We start from the raw sequence: 23,580 nt of genomic DNA, 5'->3' as shown, positions 1-23,580 counted from the left end.
TTATTCTATGCTGAAAAAAACAGCAGCCAGGGGTGGTACTGTTATGGCAACAGAATAGTCTTTCCCATGAAATGCCTGGTTTTCGATAGTTAAAATTTTATTTTTTACACCAGAACCTTCGTATTTAGAATTATCGGTGTTTAGAATTTCTTTTAGTTTTCCTGGTTTAGGAATGCCAATACGATAGTTGTTTAAAACTGTAGGCGTGAAATTGCAGATAATCACAAGGTCATCTTTACTGGATCTCCCTTTTCTTAGATAACATAACACTGAATTTTGGCTGTCGTTATAGGAAATCCACTCAAAACCTTCAGAGCTAAATTGCTTTTCGTATAGAGCAGGGTATTTTTTATAGACTTTGTTGAGGTCTTTTACAAGCTTGTTTAATCCGCTATGTACAGGATATTCCAATAAGTTCCAATCCAGGCTCGCATTATAATTCCATTCGTTATATTGTCCAATTTCACCTCCCATAAATAGCAGTTTGTTGCCGGGATGAGAATACATATAGCCGTACATTAACCTTAGATTGGCAAAACGTTGCCACTCGTCTCCTGGCATACGGCCTAAGAGTGAATTTTTACCGTAAACCACTTCGTCGTGACTTAATGGTAAAGTGAAATTTTCAGTGAAAGCATAGGTGAGACTAAAGCTTATTTCATTTTGGTGATATTGGCGATAAATGCTATCCTTTTTAAAATATTCTAAGGTATCGTGCATCCAGCCCATCATCCATTTCATGCCAAAGCCTAATCCTCCCAGATAGATAGGTTTAGAAACACCTGAATATGCCGTAGATTCTTCAGCAATGGTTTGTACGCCTTCAAAACTTTGATAAACCTCCATGTTTAAATCCTTCAGGAAAGAGATGGCTTCAAGATTTTCATTTCCGCCAAAAATATTTGGTTCCCATTCTCCTTCTTCTCTAGAGTAATCCAGGTATAACATCGAGGCTACGGCATCTACTCGTAATCCATCGATATGATACTGGTCTAACCAGAAAATTGCATTACTAATTAAAAATGAACGTACTTCGTTACGTCCATAGTTAAAAATAAGGCTTTTCCAATCTGGATGATATCCTTTTCGACGATCTGGATGTTCGTATAGGTGAGAGCCATCAAAACGGCCTAAGCCGTGATCATCTTCTGGGAAATGAGAAGGAACCCAATCCATGATTACAGCGATGTTTTTACGATGAAATGCATCGACTAAGAATTTAAATTCGTCTGGGCTACCAAATCTTGAGGTTGGAGCAAAATAACCGGTAATCTGATATCCCCAGGAAGGATCGTAGGGATATTCCATTACTGGCATAAATTCTACATGAGTATAGCCCATCTCTTTCACATAATTAACCAGCTCATCTGCCATTTCGATATACGAAAGTGGGCGATTTTCTTCCCATTTACGTCTCCAGCTGGCTAAGTGAAGTTCATAAACCGATATTGGTTGATCTAAGGCATTTTTATTTTTTCTGCTGTTAATCCATCTTTTGTCTTTCCAGGAATAATCATCTTCCCAAACGATAGATGCTGTGGCTGGCGGGTGCTCGCATTTACGAGCGTAAGGATCGGCTTTTTCAGTCTTAATATTATCTATGCAACTGGTGATTTTGTATTTGTATCTGGAGCCTTTGCCAACGCCAGGAATAAATCCTTCCCAGATACCACTGCTATCCCAGCGTACCGAAAGTTTATGTTCGTGCTCTGTCCAGTAATTAAAATCTCCAACTACAGAGACTTCTTTTGCTGATGGTGCCCAAACTGCGAAATAAGTTCCTTTTTTACCATTAATTTCAAGGATGTGTGATCCTAGTTTTTCATAAATTCTGTAATGTTTACCTGCTTTAAATAAAGAAATGTCGAAATCTGTGAATAAAGAATAAAGCTGTACTTCCTGCTTCATAAGGGTCGTAATAATTGGTTAGTCTTAAGAAGGTGGTTGGCCTCCAGGTTTATAAATTAGTTCTCAATTTATGAGAGGTAATGTTTAAACCTGGCCTTAAATTAGTGTTTTAAATCTACATCCTGAAGTTTTTAAAGTAATATTAGCTTTTAATTAAAACAGGAAGTTGCTAATTTGATGTAGAAAAAAAATGGAAAGCTTTATTATTGGTTTAGAGAGGGGTACATAAAAATCGCTAGACAATACTTAGCTTAACGCCCAGGTCTCTTATTTTCTTTGCTAGTGTAGGAGAAATGCCATTATCTGTGATAATTTGATCAACTTGTTCCAGACCACAAATTCTGCCAAAACTCTTTTTTCCAAATTTAGAAGAGTCTGCTAAAATAATGGTACGTTGGGATGATTCCATCATTTTTTGATTTAATAGCGCTTCTTCCAAGCTGGTGGTAGTGCATCCATAATCCAGATCAATCCCATCTACCCCTAAAAATAATTGATTACAGGAAATGTGTTCTAAAATGTGCTGGGCATAATGGCCGGTTACTGAAGATGAAGTATGTCTTAAATTGCCGCCAAGCTGAATTACCTGAATGTTTTGATGATTTAATAATTCTAAGGCAACATTCAAAGATGAGGTAATTACATTTAGAGCCCCTTTATTGGTGATAGATTTTGCTAATTGCTGTACGGTGGTACCAGAAGCAATCATAATAGAGTCGTTATCCTTTATTAGTTTTGATGCCTCTTTTGCGATATCAGATTTTTCCATAACCGAGATTTTCTCTTTCTCGTTTACAGGTCTGTCATTGATATAAGGATTCTCTAGCGATGCACCGCCATGAGTTCTATAAAGGAGTCCTTTATCTTCAAGTAATTTTAAATCTTTTCTAATAGTAACCGCTGAAACATTAAGTTCTTCACATAAATCTGAAACTTCGATGTGTTGCTCGTGGTTAAGCTTTTCTAAAATTAATTGATGTCTTTTCATAGTTCGAGTAATGGCCTTTACAAATGTATAAAATTAGTCCTTTTAGTAACCTATTCTAAAACGAAAGAAAGTGAAAGTAAATCTATTTTTTGGTAAATTTTAAGCTAATTAAAGCCTCCTGTGTCTTTCGTTAACACTTTCGTTTGTTTTCTTTAACTAATATTTTGTTTCGAAATGTTTCGTTTTGAGATAATTTTATTATTTTAGCTGAAAATTAGAAGATTCCAAATTATGGGTGCTAAAAATATATACTCAAGAAAATCGCTGGTCGATTCTGCAAAATCCATTGAAAAATGGGATTTAATCGTAATCGGTGGCGGAGCAACAGGTTTAGGCGTTGCTTTAGACAGTGTTACCAGAGGTTATAAAACCTTATTGTTAGAACAGGTAGACTTTGCTAAAGGAACTTCGAGTAGAAGTACAAAATTGGTGCATGGTGGAGTAAGGTATTTAGCACAGGGAAATATAGATCTGGTTAAGGAAGCTTTATATGAGAGAGGACTTTTAAGTAAAAATGCTCCTCATCTTGTGAAAAATCAGAGTTTTATTATTCCTAACTATAGATGGTACGAAGGTATTTTTTATACTGTAGGACTTAAAGTTTACGACTTTCTTGCGGGTAAATTAAGCCTTGGTAAATCGATACATATTAATAAAAACGAAACCTTAAATCGTTTAGAAACGATACGTAAAGATAAATTAAGAGGCGGAGTAGTTTACAAAGATGGTCAGTTTGATGATTCTAGGTTGGCAGTAAATGTAGCTCAAACCTGTATAGAGCAAGGAGCATCTGTATTAAATTACTTTAAAGTAAATAATCTGGTTATAGAAAATAATGAGATCAAAGGAGTTTCTGCAAAAGATATGGAAACTGGAGAGGATCATCAGTTTTTTGGAGATGCTGTTATTAATGCAACCGGGGTATTTACAGATGAGATCTTAAGAATGGAAAATCCAGATGCGCGTAACATGGTTAAACCTAGCCAGGGTGTACATTTGGTATTTGATAAATCTTTCCTTCCGGGAGACGATGCTATTATGATTCCGAAGACAGAAGACGGTCGTGTTCTTTTTGCTGTGCCGTGGCATGATAAAGTGATTGTTGGGACTACAGATACGCAGCTAGATGAGCATAGTTTGGAACCAGTTGCATTAGAAGAAGAAATTGAATTTATTCTTAAAACCTTCAATAATTATTTAGATAAACAGGTAACCAGGGAAGATGTTAGAAGTATTTATGCTGGTTTAAGACCTTTAGCTGCACCTAAAGATGGTTCAGAAAAATCTAAGGAAATTTCAAGAAGTCATAAAGTATTAGTTTCTAATACAGGTTTAATTACCATTACTGGTGGTAAATGGACAACCTTTAGAAGAATGGCTCAGGATACAGTAGATAAAGCTATTGCTTTAGGTAAATTACCTAAAAAAGAATGTAAAACCGTGAACCTTAAAATTCATGGAGCAAAAGAAAATCCAGATCTTTCTAATCACTTATATATCTACGGAAGTGACCAGCCAGAAATTCACAATTTAATTAAAGAAGACTCTTCTTTAGGAGAAAAATTACACCCAAGATTAGATTTTCTTAAAGCAGAAGTAGTTTGGGCTGCCCGTCATGAAATGGCCAGAACAGTAGATGATATTCTTGCAAGAAGGGTAAGAATGTTATTTATGGATTCTAAAGCAGCCATAGAATGTGCTCCTGAAGTTGCAAAAATACTGGCTAAAGAATTAGGAAAAGATGAAGCCTGGATTACTGCTCAAATAGCAGATTTTAAAGAGATCGCAACTCATTACACGATCTAATATTTAAAGCAAAGGAACCAATATATTAATCAAAATAGCTCTCGGGTTTTCCCGGGAGCCAGGGTAAATTCATTTCCTTAATGAAACCCTATTTAAAATAAAAGTAGTTATGGATCAATACATGTTAGCCCTAGATCAGGGTACTACCAGCTCTCGCGCAATCCTTTTCGATAAGAAAGGTACGATTGTGTCTGTAGCTCAAAAAGAATTTACACAATATTTTCCAAAGCCTGGATGGGTAGAGCACGACCCAAGTGAGATTTGGTCAACTCAGGCTGGTGTAGCTGCCGAGGCGACTACAAAGCATGGGATGAATGGAAAAAATATTGCAGGTATTGGTATTACAAATCAGCGCGAAACCGTTGTAGTTTGGGATAAAAATACAGGCGATCCTGTGTATAATGCAATTGTATGGCAGGATAAAAGAACTTCTGAATATTGTGATGAATTAAAAGAGAATGGTAAAGCAGATCTTATTAAGAAAAAAACAGGTCTTGTTATCGATTCTTACTTCTCTGGGACTAAAGTAAAATGGATCTTAGATAATGTTGAAGGAGCCAGAGAAAAAGCCGAAGCCGGAGATCTTATTATGGGAACCATCGATACCTGGCTTATCTGGAACTTTACTAAGGGAGAATTGCACGTAACTGATGTGACAAACGCATGTCGTACGTTGTTCTTTAATATTAACACGATGGATTGGGACGACGAATTATTAGAAATTTTCGATGTGCCAAAAAGTATGTTGCCAGAAGTTAAAGATTCCAGCGAAATTTACGGGCATACCAAGACCACCGTTTTTGCTTCAAAAATTCCTATTGCAGGTATTGCCGGAGACCAGATGGCAGCTTTATTTGGGCAAATGTGTACCAAAAAAGGTATGGTTAAAAACACCTATGGGACAGGTTGTTTTATGCTAATGAACATAGGTGAAGAACCAATTGTTTCAGAAAATAACTTACTTACTTCCGTCGCTTGGAGAATTAACGGTAAAACCGAATATTGTTTAGAAGGATCGATATTTATTGCTGGTGCGGTAGTACAATGGCTTCGTGATGGTCTAGGGATTATTAAGAGATCTAAAGATGTAGAGCAACTTGCAGGATCTGTAGATAGTACAGATGGCGTTTACTTTATCCCTGCATTCTCTGGATTGGGGGCGCCACATTGGAATCAAAAAGCTCAGGGTACTATGTTTGGTATTACCCGTGGTACTACAGATGCCCATATTGCGAGAGCTTCTTTAGAAGCAATTGCTTACCAAACTATGGATATTCTTAAAGCTATGGAAGCAGATAGCGGTATCGATATTAAACAACTTCGTGTAGATGGAGGAGCATCTGTAAACGATATGCTTATGCAATTTCAAAGCGATGTTTTAAATACAGAAACAGTACGTCCAGAAATTACAGAAACTACAGCACTTGGTGCAGCTTATCTTGCTGGTTTAGCTGTTGGATACTGGGATAGTATGGAAGAGATCGAAGAGATCTGGCAGGTAGAAAAAGAATTTCAGCCAACAGAAAATCAGGATGCTGTACAAGACGGAATCAAAGGATGGTATAAAGCTGTTAAGGCTTTAGAAGAATGGACAAAACTTTAAATTTTTAAGAAGTAATGACACCATTTATTGCAGAGATTCTAGGAACGGCAATACTTATCCTTTTGGGAGGCGGAGTAGTTGCCAACGTAAACCTGAACAAAACTATTGGTCAGGGAAGTGATTGGATTGTAGTTACTACAGCATGGGGCTTAGCGGTATTTGCCGGAGTTGTAGTTTCGGGACCTTATAGCGGGGCACATTTAAATCCGGCGGTAACTATTGGTCTGGCTATAGGAGGACTTTTCCCGTGGGAAGATGTGCCCACTTACCTTGCAGGGGAATTTATAGGGGCAATGCTAGGAGCATTCTTGGTATATCAAATGTATAAAAGTCACTTTGATGCTACTGAAGATGGTGGAGCAAAAAGAGCTGTATTTTGTACAGCTCCCGCAATCCCCAACAATTTCAGGAATCTTTTAAGTGAGATTCTAGGAACTTTCGTATTAATTATTTGTGTATTCTATTTTGCAGATGCTTCATTCGAAACACAAACGGGAGGAACTACCAAAGTAGGACTTGGAGCTATAGGAGCGATTCCTGTGTCATTTATTGTATGGGCAATTGGCCTTTCTTTAGGAGGTACAACAGGCTATGCAATTAACCCTGCACGTGATCTTGGCCCAAGAATAGTACACGCGCTTTTACCAATTAAAGGAAAAACCGATAGTGGTTGGGGATATGCATGGATTCCTATTGTTGGGCCACTTATTGGAGCAACCATAGCAGCAGTCTTGTTTTTAATTTTAGGAAAGTAATTCAATGAAAAAGATACATTATATATGCCTGCTGGCTATGATGCTGGCAGGTAATATTTCTCGGGCTCAGGTGAGTGAAGAGAATATCGTAGAAGAGCGAAATGAAGATGAAGTTGAAGACGATACTAAGTTGTTTCATTTCAATCTTCAGTTAAAGAATATGCACCTTTGGAAAGGTTTGCATGTTACCGATGCCCCAATGACGGCAGTCGATCTAAACTATACTTCTAAAAATGGTTTTTTTAAAGCCGGTGTGTGGGGTGGTAGAGGTTTCAATGGAGATTATACCGAATTTGATTACTACGTAAGTTTTATGCATAAAGGTTGGTCTTTGGCAATTTGGGACATTAATAATTATAGTGATTTTCCAGATGCTAAGATCTTTGACTACGATCGCAGTACAACCTCACATTTTGTAGATGTAACCCTGGCGTATCAATTTCAAAAAGTACCTTTAAAATTATCCTGGAGTACAATTGTACAGGGTAGGGATACTTTTATAAATGACGATGGACAGTTAAGAAACGCCTATTCAAATTATGTAGAAGCCAGTTATGTGATTCTTGATAAAAGCAACTGGTCTTTATCTGGACTTGTAGGTGGATCATGGTCTTTTGCGCCACAGGAAGCTCATTTTTATGGAGACGAACCCGGTATAACCAATGTTGGATTTATTTATAATAGAGACCTCAATATTTTCGATAAGTTCACCCTTCCGGTATCGGCTACGGCCAGCTGGAATCCAGTACAGGATTACGGAGCCATACAGGTAGCTTTTAATTTATTTTAGATTCTGATCATCAGTATTTTAAATAATATTATTTCTTTGTTGAGAAAACCTATTATTCGGTATTTTCATTTAAATTTGAAGTAAGAAAAACATAATATCCTCATAAAGTTTATTTATGAGGATTCTTTTAATTTACAGTACGATTTGATGAACTTCGTGCTTGAAAAAGAAGATGGGAATTAGTTGCTATGAAAATTTACGATTTCGATATTAAAACTGCCGGCGGGCAGTCTCTTCAATTTAATCAGTTTAAAAATCAACCTATTTTAATTGTAAATACCGCTACAAAATGTGGACTAACCCCACAGTTTGAAGGTCTGGAAAAATTACATCAGGAATACAAAGACCAGGGTTTGGTAGTAATTGGTTTTCCCTGTAATCAATTTGCAGGACAAGAGCCATTATCTAACGAAACGATGGAAGAAACCTGTAAAATTAATTACGGAGTTACTTTTCCGCTCACAAAAAAGATTGATGTAAACGGTAAAGATACTCATCCCATTTTTAAGTATCTTAAAAAAGCTCTGCCAGGAATGCTAGGAAAAAGAGTTAAGTGGAATTTTACCAAATTTCTAATCGCTCCAAATGGCGAACCATTTAAAAGATATGCTCCAACAACTTCACCAGATAAAATAGAAAAGGATATCCAACAACTTCTAAAATAGCGTAAAATGACTACTAAATCTACCCTTACCTTAAACGAGCAGCTATGCTTTCCCGTTTATGGTTCTACCAGAATTATTTCAAGACTTTATCAGCCAGTATTGGCAAAGCTTCAGTTAAGTTATCCAGAATATTTGGTGATGCTAATGTTATGGGAAAATAACGAAGTTAATATTGGCCAAATTCGAAGACAACTTTATTTAAATAAAGAAAGTTTGTTACCAATTTTAAATGCACTTCAACAAAAATCTTTTATCACATTACAAGATCAGGATCCAGATACGCTAGAAGCAAAAGTTAGCATCACTAAAACCGGGCTGGCGTTAAAAACTAAGGCAAAACGTATTCCGTTTTCTTTATCCAGAGTGCTAAATACGCCAGTTGAAGAATTGGGAAGCATGCAATTGCTTATTAAAAATTTTCTTAGCCGTTTCGAAAAAAAGAGGTAAGATTCGATAATTTAAACCTTTATTTTTCTGAATCAAAATTCTAAGATTTTATGCTGAAATTATATAATTTCAGGTTTAAATCTAAAATAATACCTTGCGGCCATGAAAGTGGATAATCTAGAACAAGGTTTCTTCGGAATTGGAATTCAGAATGGAAAAACTCCTGAAAATTTAGGCGTATTATGGCGTTCTGCCCAAAATATGGGGGCAAGTTTTATTTTTACCATTGGTAATCGCTATGCAAAGCAGGCTTGTGATACGCATAAAGCAGTTGGCGCAATGCCGTATTTTCATTACGAGACTTTTGAGGATTTTTATGCGCATTTACCCAAAGGCGCTATGTTAGTTGGGGTAGAATTAGATGAAAAAGCGCAAGATTTAGAAACTTTTAAACATCCGCGTCGCTGCGTTTATCTTTTAGGAGCCGAGGATCACGGTCTTTCTAAGCAAGCTATAGAAAAATCTCATTTTCTAGTGAAATTCAAGTCAACTTTAAGTATAAATGTTTCTGTAGCAGGAAGTATCATCATGTACGATCGCAGCGCAAAGCAATAATAATTTTCCTCATTTTTATGCAAAATAAATTTATCCTGAAATTATCGAATTTCAGCAATAATTAGTTAATCGATTTACTTGCTTATTTTCCTTAATGTTTTAATACATTTTTCTTAATACTTTCTTTAAATTAGCGACGACTAAATAAAAATTTTAAAAATGAAATATTTTTCAAAGGCTGTACTTGCCTTAGCTTTCACAGGAGCTTTTAGCTTTATGTCTCAGGCTCAGGAAGTAGTAGGGAGCAATCAGCAGGATTTTGATGAATTTATGAATCGTACCGGTAATCGTTACCGTTCAGCTTCAGGAGTTCCAGGTCCAGATTACTGGCAAAACGAAGCCGATTACGAAATTAAAGCAACTTTAGACGACGAGGCACATACATTAACCGGAAAAGTTACGCTTTCGTATACCAATAACAGTCCAGATGAATTACCTTTTATCTGGTTATATTTAGAGCAAAACCGCTTTACAGAAAATTCTCGCGGAACATTAACTACTCCAATTGGAGGTAACAGGTATAATGGAGATGTAGATGGTGGTTACGAAATTTCAAACCTTCAGGCTAAAACAGGAAGAAGTACTTCTTCTAAGCATATTATTAATGATACCAGAATGCAGGTTTGGTTTGATGAGCCAATTAAAGCAAATGGTGGTACTGCAACAGTTTCTATGAATTTTACCTATAAGATTCCGGTAAAAGGAATGGATCGTATGGGAAGATTGGCCGTAGAAGATGGTACTATTTATGCGATGGCACAATGGTATCCTCGTACAGCGGTTTACGATGATATCGAAGGTTGGAATGTTGAGCCATATCTTGGTGCAGGAGAATTTTATTTAGAGTATGGTGATTTTGATTACGAAATCACAGCACCTTGGGATCATATTGTTGTAGGTTCTGGTGAATTAGTAAACGAACGCCAGGTACTTTCAGCTAAAATGAGAGAGCGTTTGGATAAAGCCAGAAAAAGTGACGAGACTGTAACTATTGTTGGCGAAGACGAAATTAAAGATGCATCTTTAAGAGCAAAACAGGAAGGAACACTTACGTGGCATTTTGAAATGGAGAACTCTCACGATATTGCTTTTGCTTCTTCTAATGCATTTATTTGGGATGCTGCAAAGATCGATTTGCCAAGCGGTAAAGATATCTTAGCACAATCTGTATATCCAAAAGAAAGTGCAGGTAACGACGCATGGGGAAGATCTACAGAATATAGTAAACATTCAATAGAGAATTACTCTAACAGATGGTTTGAGTTCCCTTGGCCGGTAGCTACTAACGTTGCTGCTGAAATTGGTGGGATGGAATATCCTGGTCTTAACTTTTGTGGTTGGAGAAGTAAAGGAGCTTCGCTTTGGGGAGTTACAGATCACGAATTTGGTCACAACTGGTTCCCAATGATCGTAGGATCTAACGAAAGAAGATACGCATGGATGGATGAAGGTTTTAATACCTTTATTAACTATTATAGTACTCAGGAATTTGGGGAATATCCAACAAGCCTTAATCAAACCAGAAATATGACAGGTTGGTTTAAGTCTGATACTCGTGAGGGAATCGATACGTATCCAGATGTAGCAAATCTTAGAAATCTTGGGATGGTGGCTTATTACAAACCAGCAGTTGGTTTATATATGCTAAGAGAATATGTGTTAGGGCACGAAAGATTTGATAATGCATTTAAATCTTACATTAAAACCTGGGCATACAAGCACCCACAACCAAAAGATTTCTTTAATCACATCGAAAATGTAGCAGGCGAAAATCTGTCATGGTTCTTTGGTAGCTGGTTCTACGGAACAGGAAATATCGACCTTGCTATCGAAGGTATTCGTGGAAATAGAGAAGGAAAAGGTTTCATCATCAACCTGGCAAATAAAGGTGAAGTACCAATGCCGGTTAAACTGAAAATCACTTATCAGGATGGATCTACTGAAGATCTTACGCTTCCTGTAGAAATCTGGCAACGTGGCGATACCTGGAGTCACTTAGTGGAAACAGATAAAGCTCCAAAAAGTGTCGAGATCGATCCAGATAAAATCTTACCAGATGTAGATTATTCTAACGATAGCTGGCCAGCACAGTCTTTCTATCAAAACTAGAATAACTTTAATCATATCATAAAAAATCCCGGCACTGCCGGGATTTTTGTTTTAACTATGATGCGATATTCGATAATTTAGAGATGTTTTTTTAAGAGGTAATTACTTATGGAACATCTGTTTTTCTTTAATTAGTTTGGTTACAGTTTCTGGAAGCATGGTTTCCCAACCATCTTTACCTTCAATAATCATTTCGTGGATCTTTCTGGAGTTAATATCTAAAGATTGCTCTTCAAAATCTGTAATATCGATAATACGATCGTTCTGTTTAAAGAAATTATACAATCCGCGGGTATTATTATTAACCCTTAAGTTTTTGGTAGATAAGATTTCTCCCGTTTCTTCGTCTTTGGCCGGATAAAGGTAAATATTCACATTTCTGGCAAATAGAATTCCGAAGGCCTCTAAAATTCCGCCGCTTAATTCTTTATAATATTTGTCGTCAAAAATATCAATTAGCGTGGTTACGCCCATGGTAAGCCCAATCTGTTCTGCAGTGAACTGAGCAAAATAATCTACAACTTTATAATATTGCTGAAAGTTAGAGATCATCACCGTATGTCCCAAAGCGCAAAGCAAATCTGCACGATTTAAAAAGTCTTTCTCATCGATTTCATCACCTTCAGCCTTCAGGTTAAAAAGTGTCATTTCAAAGATAACTTCTGTGGCAGCTCGTTCTACTTCGTGTTCTTCCATAAACATTTGCAATGATTTTTCGTACATGCTAATGTTTACATTGGTAACCGGTCTAAAACTTCCGCGAAGTGTAAGAATATTCTTTTTATATAATAGGTTTGCTGGTAGCACATTGTGACCAGACGGGGCAAACATCACCGCATCTGTCATTCCATTTCTAACCAGTTGTAAACTCATTAAGCGATTGTCTACATCTTTAAAAGTTGGACCCGTAAAATTAATGGTGTCAATTTCAATTTTATCTGGACTTAAATGATCATAAAGATGTTTAAGTAAGGTTTTAGGATCGTCGTGATGATAATAAGCTGCATAAATTAGATTTACGCCCATAATCCCAAGGCTTATTTGCTGTTGTGCGGCCTTATTTTCATGTAGCTGCACATGCATTATAATCTCGTTATATTCTTCTTTTGGCGTAGTTTGATATCTAATCCCAATCCAACCGTGACCTTTATATTTTTTTGCCCAATCTATAGTCGCAACCGTATTTGCAAAACTAAAGAAGAGTTTATTGGGGTGCTTTAGCCGGGAAATACGTTTTTCTATGAGTCCGGTTTCGTAAGCCATCATAGCTTTAAGGCGAGGTTCTGTTACGTATCTCTTAGCAGGTTCGGCGCCATAAATCGCATCACTAAAATCCTTATCGTAAGCACTCATGGTTTTGGCAATAGTGCCGGTAGGATTAGGTGCTCTAAAAAAGTTTCTTACCGTTTCCTGGCCTGCGCCAATTTCAGCAAAAGTTCCGTAGATGTTTTCATTAAGATTAATACGAAGGGCTTTATTTTGAATAGAAGTTATATTTTGAAACTCCTTATCCCCCTGAACGTTAATTGGCATAGATTAGACCTTTAGGCATTCTTTGCTTAAAAATACAATTATTCTGAAGAGTGTAGCCCAAACCAATGTTAGATATTTTATAATATTTATTGATGATTGTGCGTTAAGTAAACAAACTCAATCTATAACATCTATTAAAAATCTAAAATTTGTGTAACGGTTTTTAACTGTAAACGTCTTTTTAGATAGTTCATCTAACTAAACCATCATCAAAATGCGAACATTGATTATTAAGGCGCTTTTGCTTATTTCGTCTAGTGTTTTTAGTCAGCAACTCGAAATTTCTGCCGTGCTGGCCGACGCTCAAACTAAAGAAATTATTCCTTTTGCAACTATCCAGTATGGCGAAAACAAAGGAGTGGTTACTAACGACGAGGGAGTTTTTGTGCTTCCCGAAGGAACTTTAGCCGAGACCAAAATTAAAATCTCTTCCCTAGGTTACGAAGAAACCGAGATCGCCGTTTCAGCTTTAAAGGATACGCTGTTTATTAAGCCGTCTTCTATAGCTTTAACCGAAGTTTTTCTTTCAGATAAAAACCTTACAGGCGAAGAAATTTTAGAGCGCGTAATGGCCAATATCGATTCTAATTATAATTTCGATTTAACTAAAAAACGTTTCTTTTATCGTAGCTCTTTTTTCAACAATATAAGCCGTTTAGATATGGAAGTTGAAGAAAGTACCATCCCAGAGATCGACCAGAAATTTGTGAATAATGCGCTTAGCCAGATTCCGCGATATGTAGATAGTTATACTGAATATCTTGGTGATTTCTACGGAAATTATGAAGAGCAAAAAATTCAGCCTATAAAAATAGCTAATCTCTACAATCCAACTAACGAGGAAGGTGTCGAAGAACTGGGCGAGCGTTTAGAACAAATTATTAAAGACAATTTGGGAGAAGATACTTACGTAAAAGTAAAATCGGGTCTTTTGGGTGTAAAAATGGATAGCGAAGAATTTCTTGAAGATATGGAAGCTGCCGAGCCTAAAGAAAAAACACCCGAGGAGAAAGCAAAAGACAGTATAAAACGCTATGAAAGTATCGCAAAAGGACTCAAATATCGAATAGGTAGTAACTTAAAAGGAATGTTCTGGCAAGAAGATCTCACTTTAGATGTTTTTGAAAAATCCAGGAAATACGAATTCGAGGTGGCGGGCTATACTCAAATTGGGAATGATATTGCCTATGTTATTAATTTTGAACCAAAACGCGGTGCCGATTTTAAAGGGAAAATGTTTGTGAGTACCGAAGATTTTGGGCTGTATCGCCTGGATTACGAAAATGTAAAACCGCTAAAGAAATTCAAGCTTTTTGGGGTAAGCAATAAAGAAGATGTGTATAGCGGAAAAATGATCTTTGCTAAGAATGAAAGCGGAAAATATAATCCTAAATACATCGAAAGAAGCGCTGGCAATACCTTTGGTGTAGATCGACCTTTAACTCTACTGGTTAAAAAAGGAAGCTGGATCTGGAACAAGCGTCTTAAAGAATTAGACCTGGAAATGGATATTATCGCCAGTAATGTTTCTAAATCACAGTGGATCATTTACGATGACGAAAGCTTAAGTAAAGACGCGTATGCATCTTTAGAAACCAATAATAATTTCGATTATAAGGAATTTAAAAAGTATAATGCTGAGTTTTGGGATGGATATAATATCATGGAACCTAACGAAGCGATTAAATCCTTCAGTTCTTTAGACGAATCTGCAGAAGCAGAATAGAGAGTTTTTAATACTAAAAAAGGGCTTCAAAATATCGAATTTCGGTATTTTGAAACCCTTTTTTTATTTCATTAAGAGAAATCTACTGCACCTTATCGGTAACTACTCGGTACGTAGGATCTTCTATAATATTTACTTCAATAATAGCATCAGCATTGCTTAATAATTGTCGGCAATCCTGGCTAAGATGTCTTAAATGTAGTTTTTTGCCTTGTTTAGCATAACGTTCGGTTAGTTTGTTCACGGCTTCGATACCAGACATGTCTACAATTCTACTTTCAGAAAAATCTACGATCACTTCTTTAGGATCGTTTAAAACATCGAATTTTTCATTAAAAGCGGTGGTAGAACCAAAGAAAAGTGGTCCGTAAATCTCATAATGTTTTACACCATTTTCATCAATACGTTTTCTTGCACGAATTCTTTTTGCGTTATCCCATGCAAAAACCAATGCCGAGATAATCACTCCAATAAGTACAGCAAGCGCAAGATTATGAAGTAGAATGGTGATTAAAGTCACCACAACCATCACAAAAATATCGTGTTTAGGCATTTTGTTAAGCGTTTTAAAACTCGCCCATTCAAAAGTTCCAAAAGCTACCATGATCATTACACCCGTAAGTGCAGCCATTGGTAATAATTCGATTACCGGGGCACCAACAAGAATAATTATCAAAATAGTAATTGCAGCGATAATTCCTGAAAGTCTGGCTCGAGATCCAGAAGATAGATTTACCAGCGTTTGTGCCAACATAGGGCAGCCACCCATTCCAAAGAAAAATCCATTAGCAATATTCGCGGTTCCCTGTGCAACACATTCTTTATTACTACGGCCGCGGGTTCCTGTAATTTCGTCTACCAGGTTTAAGGTAAGTAAACCTTCAGTTAATCCAACCGCTGCCATGATAAGTCCGTATGGGAAAATGATCTTTAGTGTTTCTAAAGTTAGCGGTACCTGCGGAATGTGAAACGGAGGTAAACTTCCGCTTACCGAAGCAATATCTTTAACCTGTTTAGTGTCGATTCCGAAGAAATAAACGATCGCAAAAACAACCAATATCGCTACTAAAGATGGCGGTACTGCTTTGGTGATCTTAGGGAAAACTAAAATAATTGCGATAGTTAGAGCTACCAGGGCAAGCATAATTAAAAGCGGGCTACCGGTTAACCATTCGGCTTCACCATTTACCATTACTTTAAATTGTTCTAACTGTGCCGAAAAGATAATAACCGCCAAACCGTTAACAAAACCAAACATAACGGGTTGTGGTACCAATCGTATAAACTTACCAAGCCTAAAAACACCAACTGCAATCTGGATAATACCGGCCATGGCTACAGCTGCAAAAACATATTCTAAACCATGTGATTGCATTAAAGCAATTAAAACCACCACCGTTGCACCGGCACCACCAGAAACCAAACCTGGGCGGCCACCAAAAATAGCCGTGATTATTCCCATGATAAAAGCGGCGTATAATCCTACTAATGGCGGGAAATCTGCAAGAATTGCAAAGGATAAGGATTCTGGAATCATCGTCATGGCTACGGTTAGCCCTGCCAGAATCTCGGTTTTATAATTTACTTTTTGTGAGAAATCAAAGAGGTTGAAAACTTGTTTCATATTGTGAATTTTTGCGTCGTAATCCTGATATTTAAACTCTTAGGTTTAAATTTTAGAAGCCGCAAAATTATAGAATTAAATTTAATAAGAAAGGATAGCGCTTAAAAGGCTTCAAGTTTTAATGGTATCGTAATATAAAATGCTGGTAATTATATAATTCGCATCCAAATTGTATAATTTTGGCTTCAGTTTTTTAGCAGATATTTTTTAATTATAGCTTCGTTTTAGGATGCAGCAATTAAATAAAATACCTTTGTAAAAAATTTCAGTATGGCACATAAGGCAGGTTTTGTAAATATTATAGGAAACCCAAATGTTGGGAAATCTACGTTAATGAACGCTTTTGTTGGTGAGCGCTTATCAATTATAACTTCAAAAGCGCAAACTACAAGACATAGGATTCTAGGAATTGTAAATGGTGAAGATTTTCAGGTGATTTTAAGTGATACACCGGGAATTATAAAACCAGCATACGAATTACAGGAATCGATGATGGATTTTGTAAAATCTGCTTTCGAGGATGCCGATATTTTGGTGTACATGGTTGAAATTGGTGAACGAGAATTAAAAGACGAGTCGTTTTTTAATAAAATCGTTAATGCCAATATTCCTGTTTTATTATTGCTGAATAAAATTGATAAATCTAATCAGGAGCAACTCGAAGAACAGGTGGGCCTATGGAAAGAAAAGGTTCCAAATGCTGAAATTTATCCAATCTCTGCGTTAGAAGGTTTTAATGTTTCTGAAGTTTTTAGCCGAATTGTAGAATTGCTTCCAGAAAGTCCTGCTTTTTATCCAAAAGATAGTCTTACCGATAAGCCAGAGCGATTTTTTGTAAACGAGATTGTGCGAGAAAAAATCTTATTACACTATAAAAAAGAGATTCCTTATTCCGTAGAAATAGAAACTGAAGAGTTTTTTGAAGAGGAGAAAATTATAAGAATGCGTAGTGTAATTATGGTAGAGCGCGATACCCAAAAAGGGATTATTATTGGCCATAAAGGAAACGCTTTAAAAAGAGTAGGAGTAGAGGCTAGAGCAGATCTTGAAAAGTTTTTTGGAAAACAGGTGCATTTAGAATTATACGTAAAAGTGAACAAAAACTGGCGAAGTAACGATAGGCAGTTACGCCGTTTTGGCTATTCTAAAGACTAATTTTATAGCGCTAATATTCGATAAATCTAAGCCACTTTTTTAAAATTGTTTTTTTATTCCTGTATTAGTTGAATTGCTTTTTGAGTACAATTTGAGACTATAGCATAAAATACCTATTTAAATTCCTGAAACATTATTGTTTAAAGTTCGGTTGTTAAATACTACCTTTGCCAATAATTTTTAGATATGAGTGGTATTGTTGCTATCGTAGGAAGGCCTAATGTTGGGAAATCTACTTTTTTTAATCGTTTAATCCAACGTCGTGAGGCGATTGTAGATTCAGTAAGCGGTGTAACCCGTGATCGCCATTATGGGAAATCAGATTGGAATGGTCGTAAATTCTCTTTAATCGATACTGGTGGTTATGTGATTGGTAGTGACGATGTTTTTGAAGCTGAAATCGATAAGCAGGTAGAACTGGCGATCGATGAAGCCGATGTTCTAATTTTTATGGTAGATGTCGAATCTGGTATTACACCAATGGATGAAGATGTTGCCATATTACTTCGAAAAGTAAATAAACCCGTTTTTCTTGCAGTAAATAAAGTAGATAACAATAAGCGTTTAGAAAACGCAGTAGAGTTTTATGCTTTAGGCTTGGGCGAATATTTTCCTATTGCCAGTACCAATGGTAGTGGAACCGGAGATTTATTAGATGCTGTGATCGAGGCTTTACCAGAAGAAACTTATAAAGAAGAAAGTGAATTACCAAGATTTGCTGTTGTTGGACGTCCAAATGCAGGAAAATCTTCTTTTATAAATGCATTGATTGGTGAAGATCGTTATATCGTTACAGATATAGCAGGGACTACCAGAGATTCTATAGATACTAAATACAATAGATTTGGATTCGAATTTAACCTTGTAGATACTGCAGGGATTCGTAGAAAATCCAGAGTAAAAGAAGACTTAGAGTTTTACTCGGTAATGCGATCTGTAAGAGCTATTGAAAATGCAGATGTTTGTTTACTTGTTTTAGATGCCAATCGTGGATTTGATGGGCAGGTGCAAAATATTTTCTGGCTGGCGCAACGTAACCGTAAAGGGATTGTGATTCTGGTAAATAAATGGGATTTGGTAGAAAAAGAAACCAATACCATGAAAACTTACGAGCAAATGATTCGTAGGGAGATAGAGCCATTTACAGATGTGCCTATTGTATTTATGTCGGTTTTAAATAAACAGCGTATTTTTAAGGCTATAGAAACTGCAGTTAAAGTTTACGAGAACAGAAGCAAAAAATTAAAAACAAGAGAGCTTAATGATATAATGCTTCCTATTATCGAGAATAATCCACCACCGGCTTATAAAGGGAAGTTTGTAAAAATTAAGTTTTGTATGCAATTGCCTACTCCGCAGCCTCAGTTTGCCTTTTTCTGTAACCTTCCCCAGTATGTAAGAGATCCTTACAAGCGGTTTATAGAAAACAAGCTACGGGAAGAATTTGATTTTAATGGCGTGCCGATAACCGTGTATTTCAGGAAGAAATAATAAAATAATACTCTTAATAGATTAAGGATTCTTAGTGCTGTAGCAGCATTGGGGATCCTTTTTTAGTTAAATTTTAAAATATTTTGATGTTTTATTAAACGTTTTTGGTTTTAGGAAGTCTAAAAACATACAAGCTCACACCACGTATATAGAAGTAGAACCATAACCGAAAATTTAAAACATCGATCAATGAAATTTTATCTTTTTGTCGCGTTTCTTTTTGTTACTGCGATAAGTTTTTCTCAGAACTTTGAAATCACTGGGAAAGTTTTGGATCCAGATGGGAATCCATTAGAATCTGCTACAGTTTATGTAGAAAAACAAACCGATAGTACTTTGGTAACTTATACTATCTCTGAAACCGCCGGAGCTTTTGTTCTTTCTGGAAGCTCTAAAGAAGAGCGGTTAAACCTTCTGGTTTCTTATGCCGGGTTTAAGCCTTTTAAAAAGGTTGTAGAAGTAAAAGAAGGTACTCAGGATGTTGGTAATCTAAAATTAGAGCTTGAAGATAACCAACTTGGTGAGGTAACCGTTGTTGCTTCCAGACCTCCTTTAACACTTAAAAAAGACACTTTAGAGTTTAATGCCGATAGTTTTAAAACCAGACAAAATGCAAATCTTGAAGAATTACTGGAAAAATTACCGGGTGTAGAAGTAGATTCAGATGGAGCGATTACAATTAATGGGAAACCCGTTTCGAGCATAAAGGTAAACGGGAAAGAATTTTTTGGAGACGATCCTCAGATCGCAACCAAGAATCTTCCGAAGGAAATTATTGAAAAGATTCAGGTTTCTAATCAAAAAACCAGATCTGAAGAGTTTACGGGAAAAGCTGGAGATCCAGATAACAAAACCATAAATATTACCCTTAAAGAAGATAAGAATAAAGGATATTTTGCCAGAGCTACTGCTGGTGGCGGTACAAACGATAGATACGAGCTTAGTGGTATTGCCAATATGTTTAAAGATGATATGCGTTTGAGTATTCTTGCTAGTTCTAACAACATTAATAGCTCTGGATTTAGTTTTGATGAGGTTTACGGAATGATGGGAGGATCTGGAGCACGCTCTGTTTTTGGCGGAGGTGGAGGCGGTGGTATCACTAAAGCCGAAACTGCCGGAGCAAATTACACAAACGAATGGAATGATAAATACGAGCTTAATAGTGATTATTTCTTCGGAAGAAATGATACCAGGCAGGAAACGTCTATCCAAAGAGAAAATATTCTTCCAGATCAAAGATATTTTACAAACTCTTCAAGCTTTAGTGATCTTAAAAACGATAGCCATCGTTCAAATGCAAGATTCGAAATCGAATTTGATACGCTAACCCAACTTTCGATTTCTCCAAGATTTACGGCGAACACCGGTTTATCTGAAAGGGGAAGCTTATCTGAGAGTTTAACTGAAGATCGTGAGTTAGCCAACAGTGCTACTACCAGTGAATCTGAAGATATTTACAGTACAAGTTTTAGTAATAATATCGACTTCATTAAGCGTTTTGGGAAAAGAGGGGCATTTCTTCAATTAGAGTTTAGAAACTCTTACGATGTTCAGGAAAACGATAACTATTTTTATTCTGAAAGGGTAGTGTATAACGATGCTGGCGATGATGTAGATATTCAGGATCAATATATCGATGAAGATGGAAATACTCAAAATTATTCGTTTAGCGTATCACAACGTAGTGTATTGTCTGATGATTTATTCTTAGACCTTTCTTACGATTTTAGATCAGAGAATAATACCAATGAGCGCTATGTTTACGATGCAGATGCTAACGGAAATTACAATACTTATAACGAAGAACTAAGTAGTAATTTTGAAGTGCAAAGTAGACAACACATTCCAAATGCCGGGATAAACTTTGAAGGTGATGTTTGGCGAGTAGATACCAATATTGGTCTTTTAAACACTACTTTAGAAAATGAAAATTACCTTTCTGAAACTTCTTTCGATAACACGTATAATAACCTTTATATGCGTGCAAGAATTAGATATGAAGTACAGCGTTCTAAAAGCCTTTCGTTAGATTATTCTACAGATGCCAATGTGCCATCTGTAAGACAATTGCAACCGGTAATAGATCAAACAAACCCTAATAACATTATTACGGGTAATCCAAACTTAAGACCTTCTTATAGCCATAACATTCGTGCCGGGTATCGTAATTTTGATTTTTCTAAACGAAGCGGGATTTTTAGTTCTTTCAGTTTAAATTTTACAGAAAATAGTGTTGTTGCAAGAACGGTAACAGATCCTAATACATTATTAAGAACCACAACGTATACAAACGTTGATGGAGCAATGTCTGCTAATTTAAGAGTGTTTTATAATAAACAAAAGAAAAACGAAAATAAAGAGTTTAGATATAACCTGTCTTTAAATTCTAGTTATCGAAAAAATGTTGGTTTCTCAAACGGAGTGCAATTTGATTCAGAAAACGTAACTATTGAGCCTAGAGTTAGATTTACCTATGCTATAGACGATGTTATCGAACTTAATCCTAACATTGGGATCGAATATAATAATTCGAATTACAGTATAAGCACGCTTAACGACCAGGAGTTTATTAATCAAAGTGCTGGCTTAGAAGTAACCACTTACTGGCCTAAGAATGTTGTTTTTGGAAACGATATTTCTTACAATAAATTCGGAAATGTTTCTTCTGAATTTGATAATACTTCTATCATGTGGATCACCAGTTTAGGATATCAATTTTGGAATGAAAAAGCGAATATTAAACTGAAGGTTTATGATGTATTAGACCAGGTAATTAATACCAGAAGACAAATAGGTGACGATTATATTCAGGATTCTAATAGTTTAGTGCTTACGCAATATGCAATGTTGAGTTTTACGTATAACCTGAAGAATTTTGGAGGACAAAGCTTTGGAGGCAGAGGAGGAAGAAGAGGCCCACCGCCACCAAGATAGTCTGCTAAATAAAAGCATTTAAAAAAGCCCAAACTTAAATCTAAGTTTGGGCTTTTTTATTAGTGATTATTTTACTTCTTAAAGAGAAAATTATAAAATTTATCGAGCAGCTTTTTGCTTACCAGGCATTTAATCTGAAAAAGCTACAAGGCGAAATTCTTTAAAAAAGGCCATCATTTTTATACAATATCAAGATTGTATAATTCTGAATATTTTTTTCTGAAGTTACCAGCTTCCACCGGCGCCACCGCCGCCAAATCCTCCTCCGCCAAATCCGCCGCCTCCGCCGAATCCACCGCCAGAACTACCACCAAATCCTCCTCCGCCAAAACTACCGCGACCAAGAGAACTTAAAATAATGGCATCCATAAGCGTGCTACGACCACGACGACCGCCGCCTCTTCCGCCGCCACGGCTTTTGCCAATAAGCGAAATGATTATGATGATGAATACAATAATAAAAATGGCAATAGGTTTAGCTGAGTTTCCTGAGCCACCTCTTCGTTGAGGTGTTCCTTTAAAAGTACCCGCTAAAACCTCGAAAACGGCAGTAGTTCCTTTATCTAAACCAGCATAATAGTCACCACCTTTAAATTCAGGTAAAATAATATTCTGAATAATCTGGTAAGTGTAGGCATCAGTCATATATGGCTCTAAACCATAACCGGTCTGGATTTGGATCTTTCGTTCCTTTTCAGCAACAAGAATAAACAATCCGTTATCCTTTCCGTCCATTCCAATACCCCATTCTTCTGCCCAATGCGTGGCATAAGTCCCAGCATATTCGCCTTGCAAAGATTCTATGGTTGCAATAACTATTTGAGTAGAAGTTGTATCAGCGTAGCTCACCAGTTTTTGGGTAAGTCGTTGTTCTTCTGAAGTAGTTAAAAGATCTGCCCCGTCATAAACTGCTGTTTCTTTATTTGGTTTTGGCGGAATATCCCTTTGGGCAAATCCAACAAAACTTATAAGTAAAAATAGCAGACTTATGCAGCTTGTTAAGCGGCTAAGCTTTTTATTAAATTGTAGCATTTATCCTCTTGAAATTTGATCTGAAAGTTCATTCTCGTCATCTTCCTGCCAGGGAAAATGTCGCTTTAATTGCTCGCCGGCCATTAAAATGCCGTCTACAAGTCCCTGTTTAAAATCACCTTTTTTAAAGTGATTAAGGATTATATCTTTTGTGCTTTCCCAAAAGTCGTCCTCAACTTTATCATTAATGCCTTTGTCGCCATAGATAACGAAGTTTCGATCTTCTGTAGCAACATAGATCAACACTCCGTTTTCTTCCTTGGTGTTGTCCATCTTTAATTGATGGAAAACTTCCATCGCTCGCTCAAAAATATCCTGAGATCCAGCTGTTTTTTCAAGATGAACGCGAATCTCTCCTGAAGTGCTTTTTTCAGCAGTTCTTATCGCCTCAACGATTTCATTTTCATCTTCGGTCTTTAGAGAAAAGTCTTTGCGGCTCATATTGGTTATTTTGAA

The 23,580-nt window shown here is 36.5% G+C and carries 18 protein-coding genes; 12 read left to right on the top strand and 6 right to left on the bottom strand.

Features of this window, described 5'->3' with window-relative positions; all coding sequences use genetic code 11:
• A complete protein-coding gene (glgB, locus tag IIF7_RS03970) occupies positions 1-1,908 on the bottom strand; it encodes a 1,4-alpha-glucan branching protein GlgB (RefSeq protein WP_084840385.1) in 1,908 nt (635 codons plus the stop codon).
• A gap of 235 nt (positions 1,909-2,143) precedes the next feature.
• The gene (locus tag IIF7_RS03965; RefSeq protein WP_084840384.1) at positions 2,144-2,896 is read right to left on the bottom strand and encodes a DeoR/GlpR family DNA-binding transcription regulator; all 753 of its coding nucleotides are present in this window, start codon (positions 2,894-2,896) and stop codon (positions 2,144-2,146) included.
• Positions 2,897-3,127: 231 nt separating this feature from the next.
• On the opposite strand from IIF7_RS03965, the gene IIF7_RS03960 reads away from it, so the two are divergent.
• The 8 genes from IIF7_RS03960 to IIF7_RS03925 all read left to right on the top strand — a co-directional run bounded on the left by IIF7_RS03960 (position 3,128) and on the right by IIF7_RS03925 (position 11,626).
• Positions 3,128-4,702 (top strand): glycerol-3-phosphate dehydrogenase/oxidase, encoded by a 1,575-nt coding sequence (locus tag IIF7_RS03960; protein WP_084840383.1) that lies wholly within the window; start codon positions 3,128-3,130, stop codon positions 4,700-4,702.
• 109 nt (positions 4,703-4,811) lie between these two features.
• On the top strand, positions 4,812-6,305 hold the full coding sequence (gene glpK, locus IIF7_RS03955) for a glycerol kinase GlpK (protein ID WP_084840382.1): 1,494 nt from the start codon (positions 4,812-4,814) through the stop codon (positions 6,303-6,305).
• A 14-nt stretch (positions 6,306-6,319) separates the two neighbouring features.
• On the top strand, positions 6,320-7,060 hold the full coding sequence (locus IIF7_RS03950; protein ID WP_084840381.1) for an MIP/aquaporin family protein: 741 nt from the start codon (positions 6,320-6,322) through the stop codon (positions 7,058-7,060).
• Between the two features lie 4 nt (positions 7,061-7,064).
• Entirely contained in the window at positions 7,065-7,850 is a 786-nt protein-coding gene (locus IIF7_RS03945) for a hypothetical protein (protein ID WP_084840380.1), read from the top strand.
• A gap of 188 nt (positions 7,851-8,038) precedes the next feature.
• On the top strand, positions 8,039-8,515 hold the full coding sequence (locus IIF7_RS03940) for a glutathione peroxidase (RefSeq protein WP_084840379.1): 477 nt from the start codon (positions 8,039-8,041) through the stop codon (positions 8,513-8,515).
• Between the two features lie 6 nt (positions 8,516-8,521).
• Complete coding sequence (locus IIF7_RS03935) at positions 8,522-8,962, top strand: MarR family winged helix-turn-helix transcriptional regulator (RefSeq protein ID WP_084840378.1); 441 nt, start codon at positions 8,522-8,524, stop codon at positions 8,960-8,962.
• 102 nt (positions 8,963-9,064) lie between these two features.
• Positions 9,065-9,517: an RNA methyltransferase gene (locus IIF7_RS03930; protein WP_084840377.1), complete on the top strand. Its 453-nt coding sequence runs from the start codon at positions 9,065-9,067 to the stop codon at positions 9,515-9,517.
• Between the two features lie 159 nt (positions 9,518-9,676).
• Entirely contained in the window at positions 9,677-11,626 is a 1,950-nt protein-coding gene (locus IIF7_RS03925) for a M1 family metallopeptidase (RefSeq protein WP_084840376.1), read from the top strand.
• A 102-nt stretch (positions 11,627-11,728) separates the two neighbouring features.
• Here the strand turns inward: IIF7_RS03925 and IIF7_RS03920 are convergent, their stop codons facing one another.
• A complete protein-coding gene (locus IIF7_RS03920; protein ID WP_084840375.1) occupies positions 11,729-13,159 on the bottom strand; it encodes a nicotinate-nucleotide adenylyltransferase in 1,431 nt (476 codons plus the stop codon).
• A gap of 214 nt (positions 13,160-13,373) precedes the next feature.
• Here IIF7_RS03920 and IIF7_RS03915 point away from each other — a divergent pair, with 214 nt between their 5' ends.
• Entirely contained in the window at positions 13,374-14,885 is a 1,512-nt protein-coding gene (locus IIF7_RS03915; protein WP_084840374.1) for a carboxypeptidase-like regulatory domain-containing protein, read from the top strand.
• Between the two features lie 82 nt (positions 14,886-14,967).
• On the opposite strand, the gene IIF7_RS03910 is transcribed toward IIF7_RS03915, so the two are convergent.
• A complete protein-coding gene (locus IIF7_RS03910; protein ID WP_084840373.1) occupies positions 14,968-16,509 on the bottom strand; it encodes a SulP family inorganic anion transporter in 1,542 nt (513 codons plus the stop codon).
• A gap of 270 nt (positions 16,510-16,779) precedes the next feature.
• On the opposite strand from IIF7_RS03910, the gene era reads away from it, so the two are divergent.
• The 3 genes from era (at position 16,780) to IIF7_RS03895 (ending at position 22,092) form a co-directional block, all read left to right on the top strand.
• Positions 16,780-17,664, top strand: a complete 885-nt coding sequence (era, locus tag IIF7_RS03905; protein ID WP_084840372.1) for a GTPase Era — start codon at positions 16,780-16,782, stop codon at positions 17,662-17,664.
• Between the two features lie 186 nt (positions 17,665-17,850).
• Positions 17,851-19,155 (top strand): ribosome biogenesis GTPase Der, encoded by a 1,305-nt coding sequence (der, locus tag IIF7_RS03900; RefSeq protein WP_084840371.1) that lies wholly within the window; start codon positions 17,851-17,853, stop codon positions 19,153-19,155.
• Positions 19,156-19,344: 189 nt separating this feature from the next.
• Positions 19,345-22,092 (top strand): outer membrane beta-barrel protein, encoded by a 2,748-nt coding sequence (locus tag IIF7_RS03895; protein ID WP_084840370.1) that lies wholly within the window; start codon positions 19,345-19,347, stop codon positions 22,090-22,092.
• 225 nt (positions 22,093-22,317) lie between these two features.
• Here IIF7_RS03895 and IIF7_RS03890 read toward each other — a convergent pair whose 3' ends face one another.
• Positions 22,318-23,124, bottom strand: a complete 807-nt coding sequence (locus tag IIF7_RS03890; RefSeq protein WP_084840369.1) for a TPM domain-containing protein — start codon at positions 23,122-23,124, stop codon at positions 22,318-22,320.
• Positions 23,125-23,565, bottom strand: coding sequence for a TPM domain-containing protein (locus IIF7_RS03885; RefSeq protein ID WP_084840368.1), 441 nt, complete (start codon positions 23,563-23,565; stop codon positions 23,125-23,127).
• Positions 23,566-23,580: the final 15 nt, after the last annotated feature.

Origin of the sequence: Zunongwangia atlantica 22II14-10F7, from assembly GCF_002094855.1 — a bacterium.
GTDB lineage: Bacteria > Bacteroidota > Bacteroidia > Flavobacteriales > Flavobacteriaceae > Zunongwangia > Zunongwangia atlantica.
This window is presented reverse-complemented; position numbering and strand designations above follow the sequence as displayed.

Bases quoted from the DNA above. Each gene is read 5' to 3' on its own strand.
- IIF7_RS03965 (WP_084840384.1), bottom strand. From the start codon at position 2,896: ATGAAAAGACATCAATTAATTTTAGAAAAGCTTAACCACGAGCAACAC.
- glpK (WP_084840382.1), top strand. From the start codon at position 4,812: ATGGATCAATACATGTTAGCCCTAGATCAGGGTACTACCAGCTCTCGC.
- IIF7_RS03930 (WP_084840377.1), top strand. From the start codon at position 9,065: ATGAAAGTGGATAATCTAGAACAAGGTTTCTTCGGAATTGGAATTCAG.
- glgB (WP_084840385.1), bottom strand. From the start codon at position 1,908: ATGAAGCAGGAAGTACAGCTTTATTCTTTATTCACAGATTTCGACATT.
- IIF7_RS03940 (WP_084840379.1), top strand. From the start codon at position 8,039: ATGAAAATTTACGATTTCGATATTAAAACTGCCGGCGGGCAGTCTCTT.
- era (WP_084840372.1), top strand. From the start codon at position 16,780: ATGGCACATAAGGCAGGTTTTGTAAATATTATAGGAAACCCAAATGTT.
- IIF7_RS03960 (WP_084840383.1), top strand. From the start codon at position 3,128: ATGGGTGCTAAAAATATATACTCAAGAAAATCGCTGGTCGATTCTGCA.
- der (WP_084840371.1), top strand. From the start codon at position 17,851: ATGAGTGGTATTGTTGCTATCGTAGGAAGGCCTAATGTTGGGAAATCT.
- IIF7_RS03945 (WP_084840380.1), top strand. From the start codon at position 7,065: ATGAAAAAGATACATTATATATGCCTGCTGGCTATGATGCTGGCAGGT.
- IIF7_RS03925 (WP_084840376.1), top strand. From the start codon at position 9,677: ATGAAATATTTTTCAAAGGCTGTACTTGCCTTAGCTTTCACAGGAGCT.
- IIF7_RS03935 (WP_084840378.1), top strand. From the start codon at position 8,522: ATGACTACTAAATCTACCCTTACCTTAAACGAGCAGCTATGCTTTCCC.
- IIF7_RS03910 (WP_084840373.1), bottom strand. From the start codon at position 16,509: ATGAAACAAGTTTTCAACCTCTTTGATTTCTCACAAAAAGTAAATTAT.
- IIF7_RS03915 (WP_084840374.1), top strand. From the start codon at position 13,374: ATGCGAACATTGATTATTAAGGCGCTTTTGCTTATTTCGTCTAGTGTT.
- IIF7_RS03885 (WP_084840368.1), bottom strand. From the start codon at position 23,565: ATGAGCCGCAAAGACTTTTCTCTAAAGACCGAAGATGAAAATGAAATC.
- IIF7_RS03890 (WP_084840369.1), bottom strand. From the start codon at position 23,124: ATGCTACAATTTAATAAAAAGCTTAGCCGCTTAACAAGCTGCATAAGT.
- IIF7_RS03895 (WP_084840370.1), top strand. From the start codon at position 19,345: ATGAAATTTTATCTTTTTGTCGCGTTTCTTTTTGTTACTGCGATAAGT.
- IIF7_RS03920 (WP_084840375.1), bottom strand. From the start codon at position 13,159: ATGCCAATTAACGTTCAGGGGGATAAGGAGTTTCAAAATATAACTTCT.
- IIF7_RS03950 (WP_084840381.1), top strand. From the start codon at position 6,320: ATGACACCATTTATTGCAGAGATTCTAGGAACGGCAATACTTATCCTT.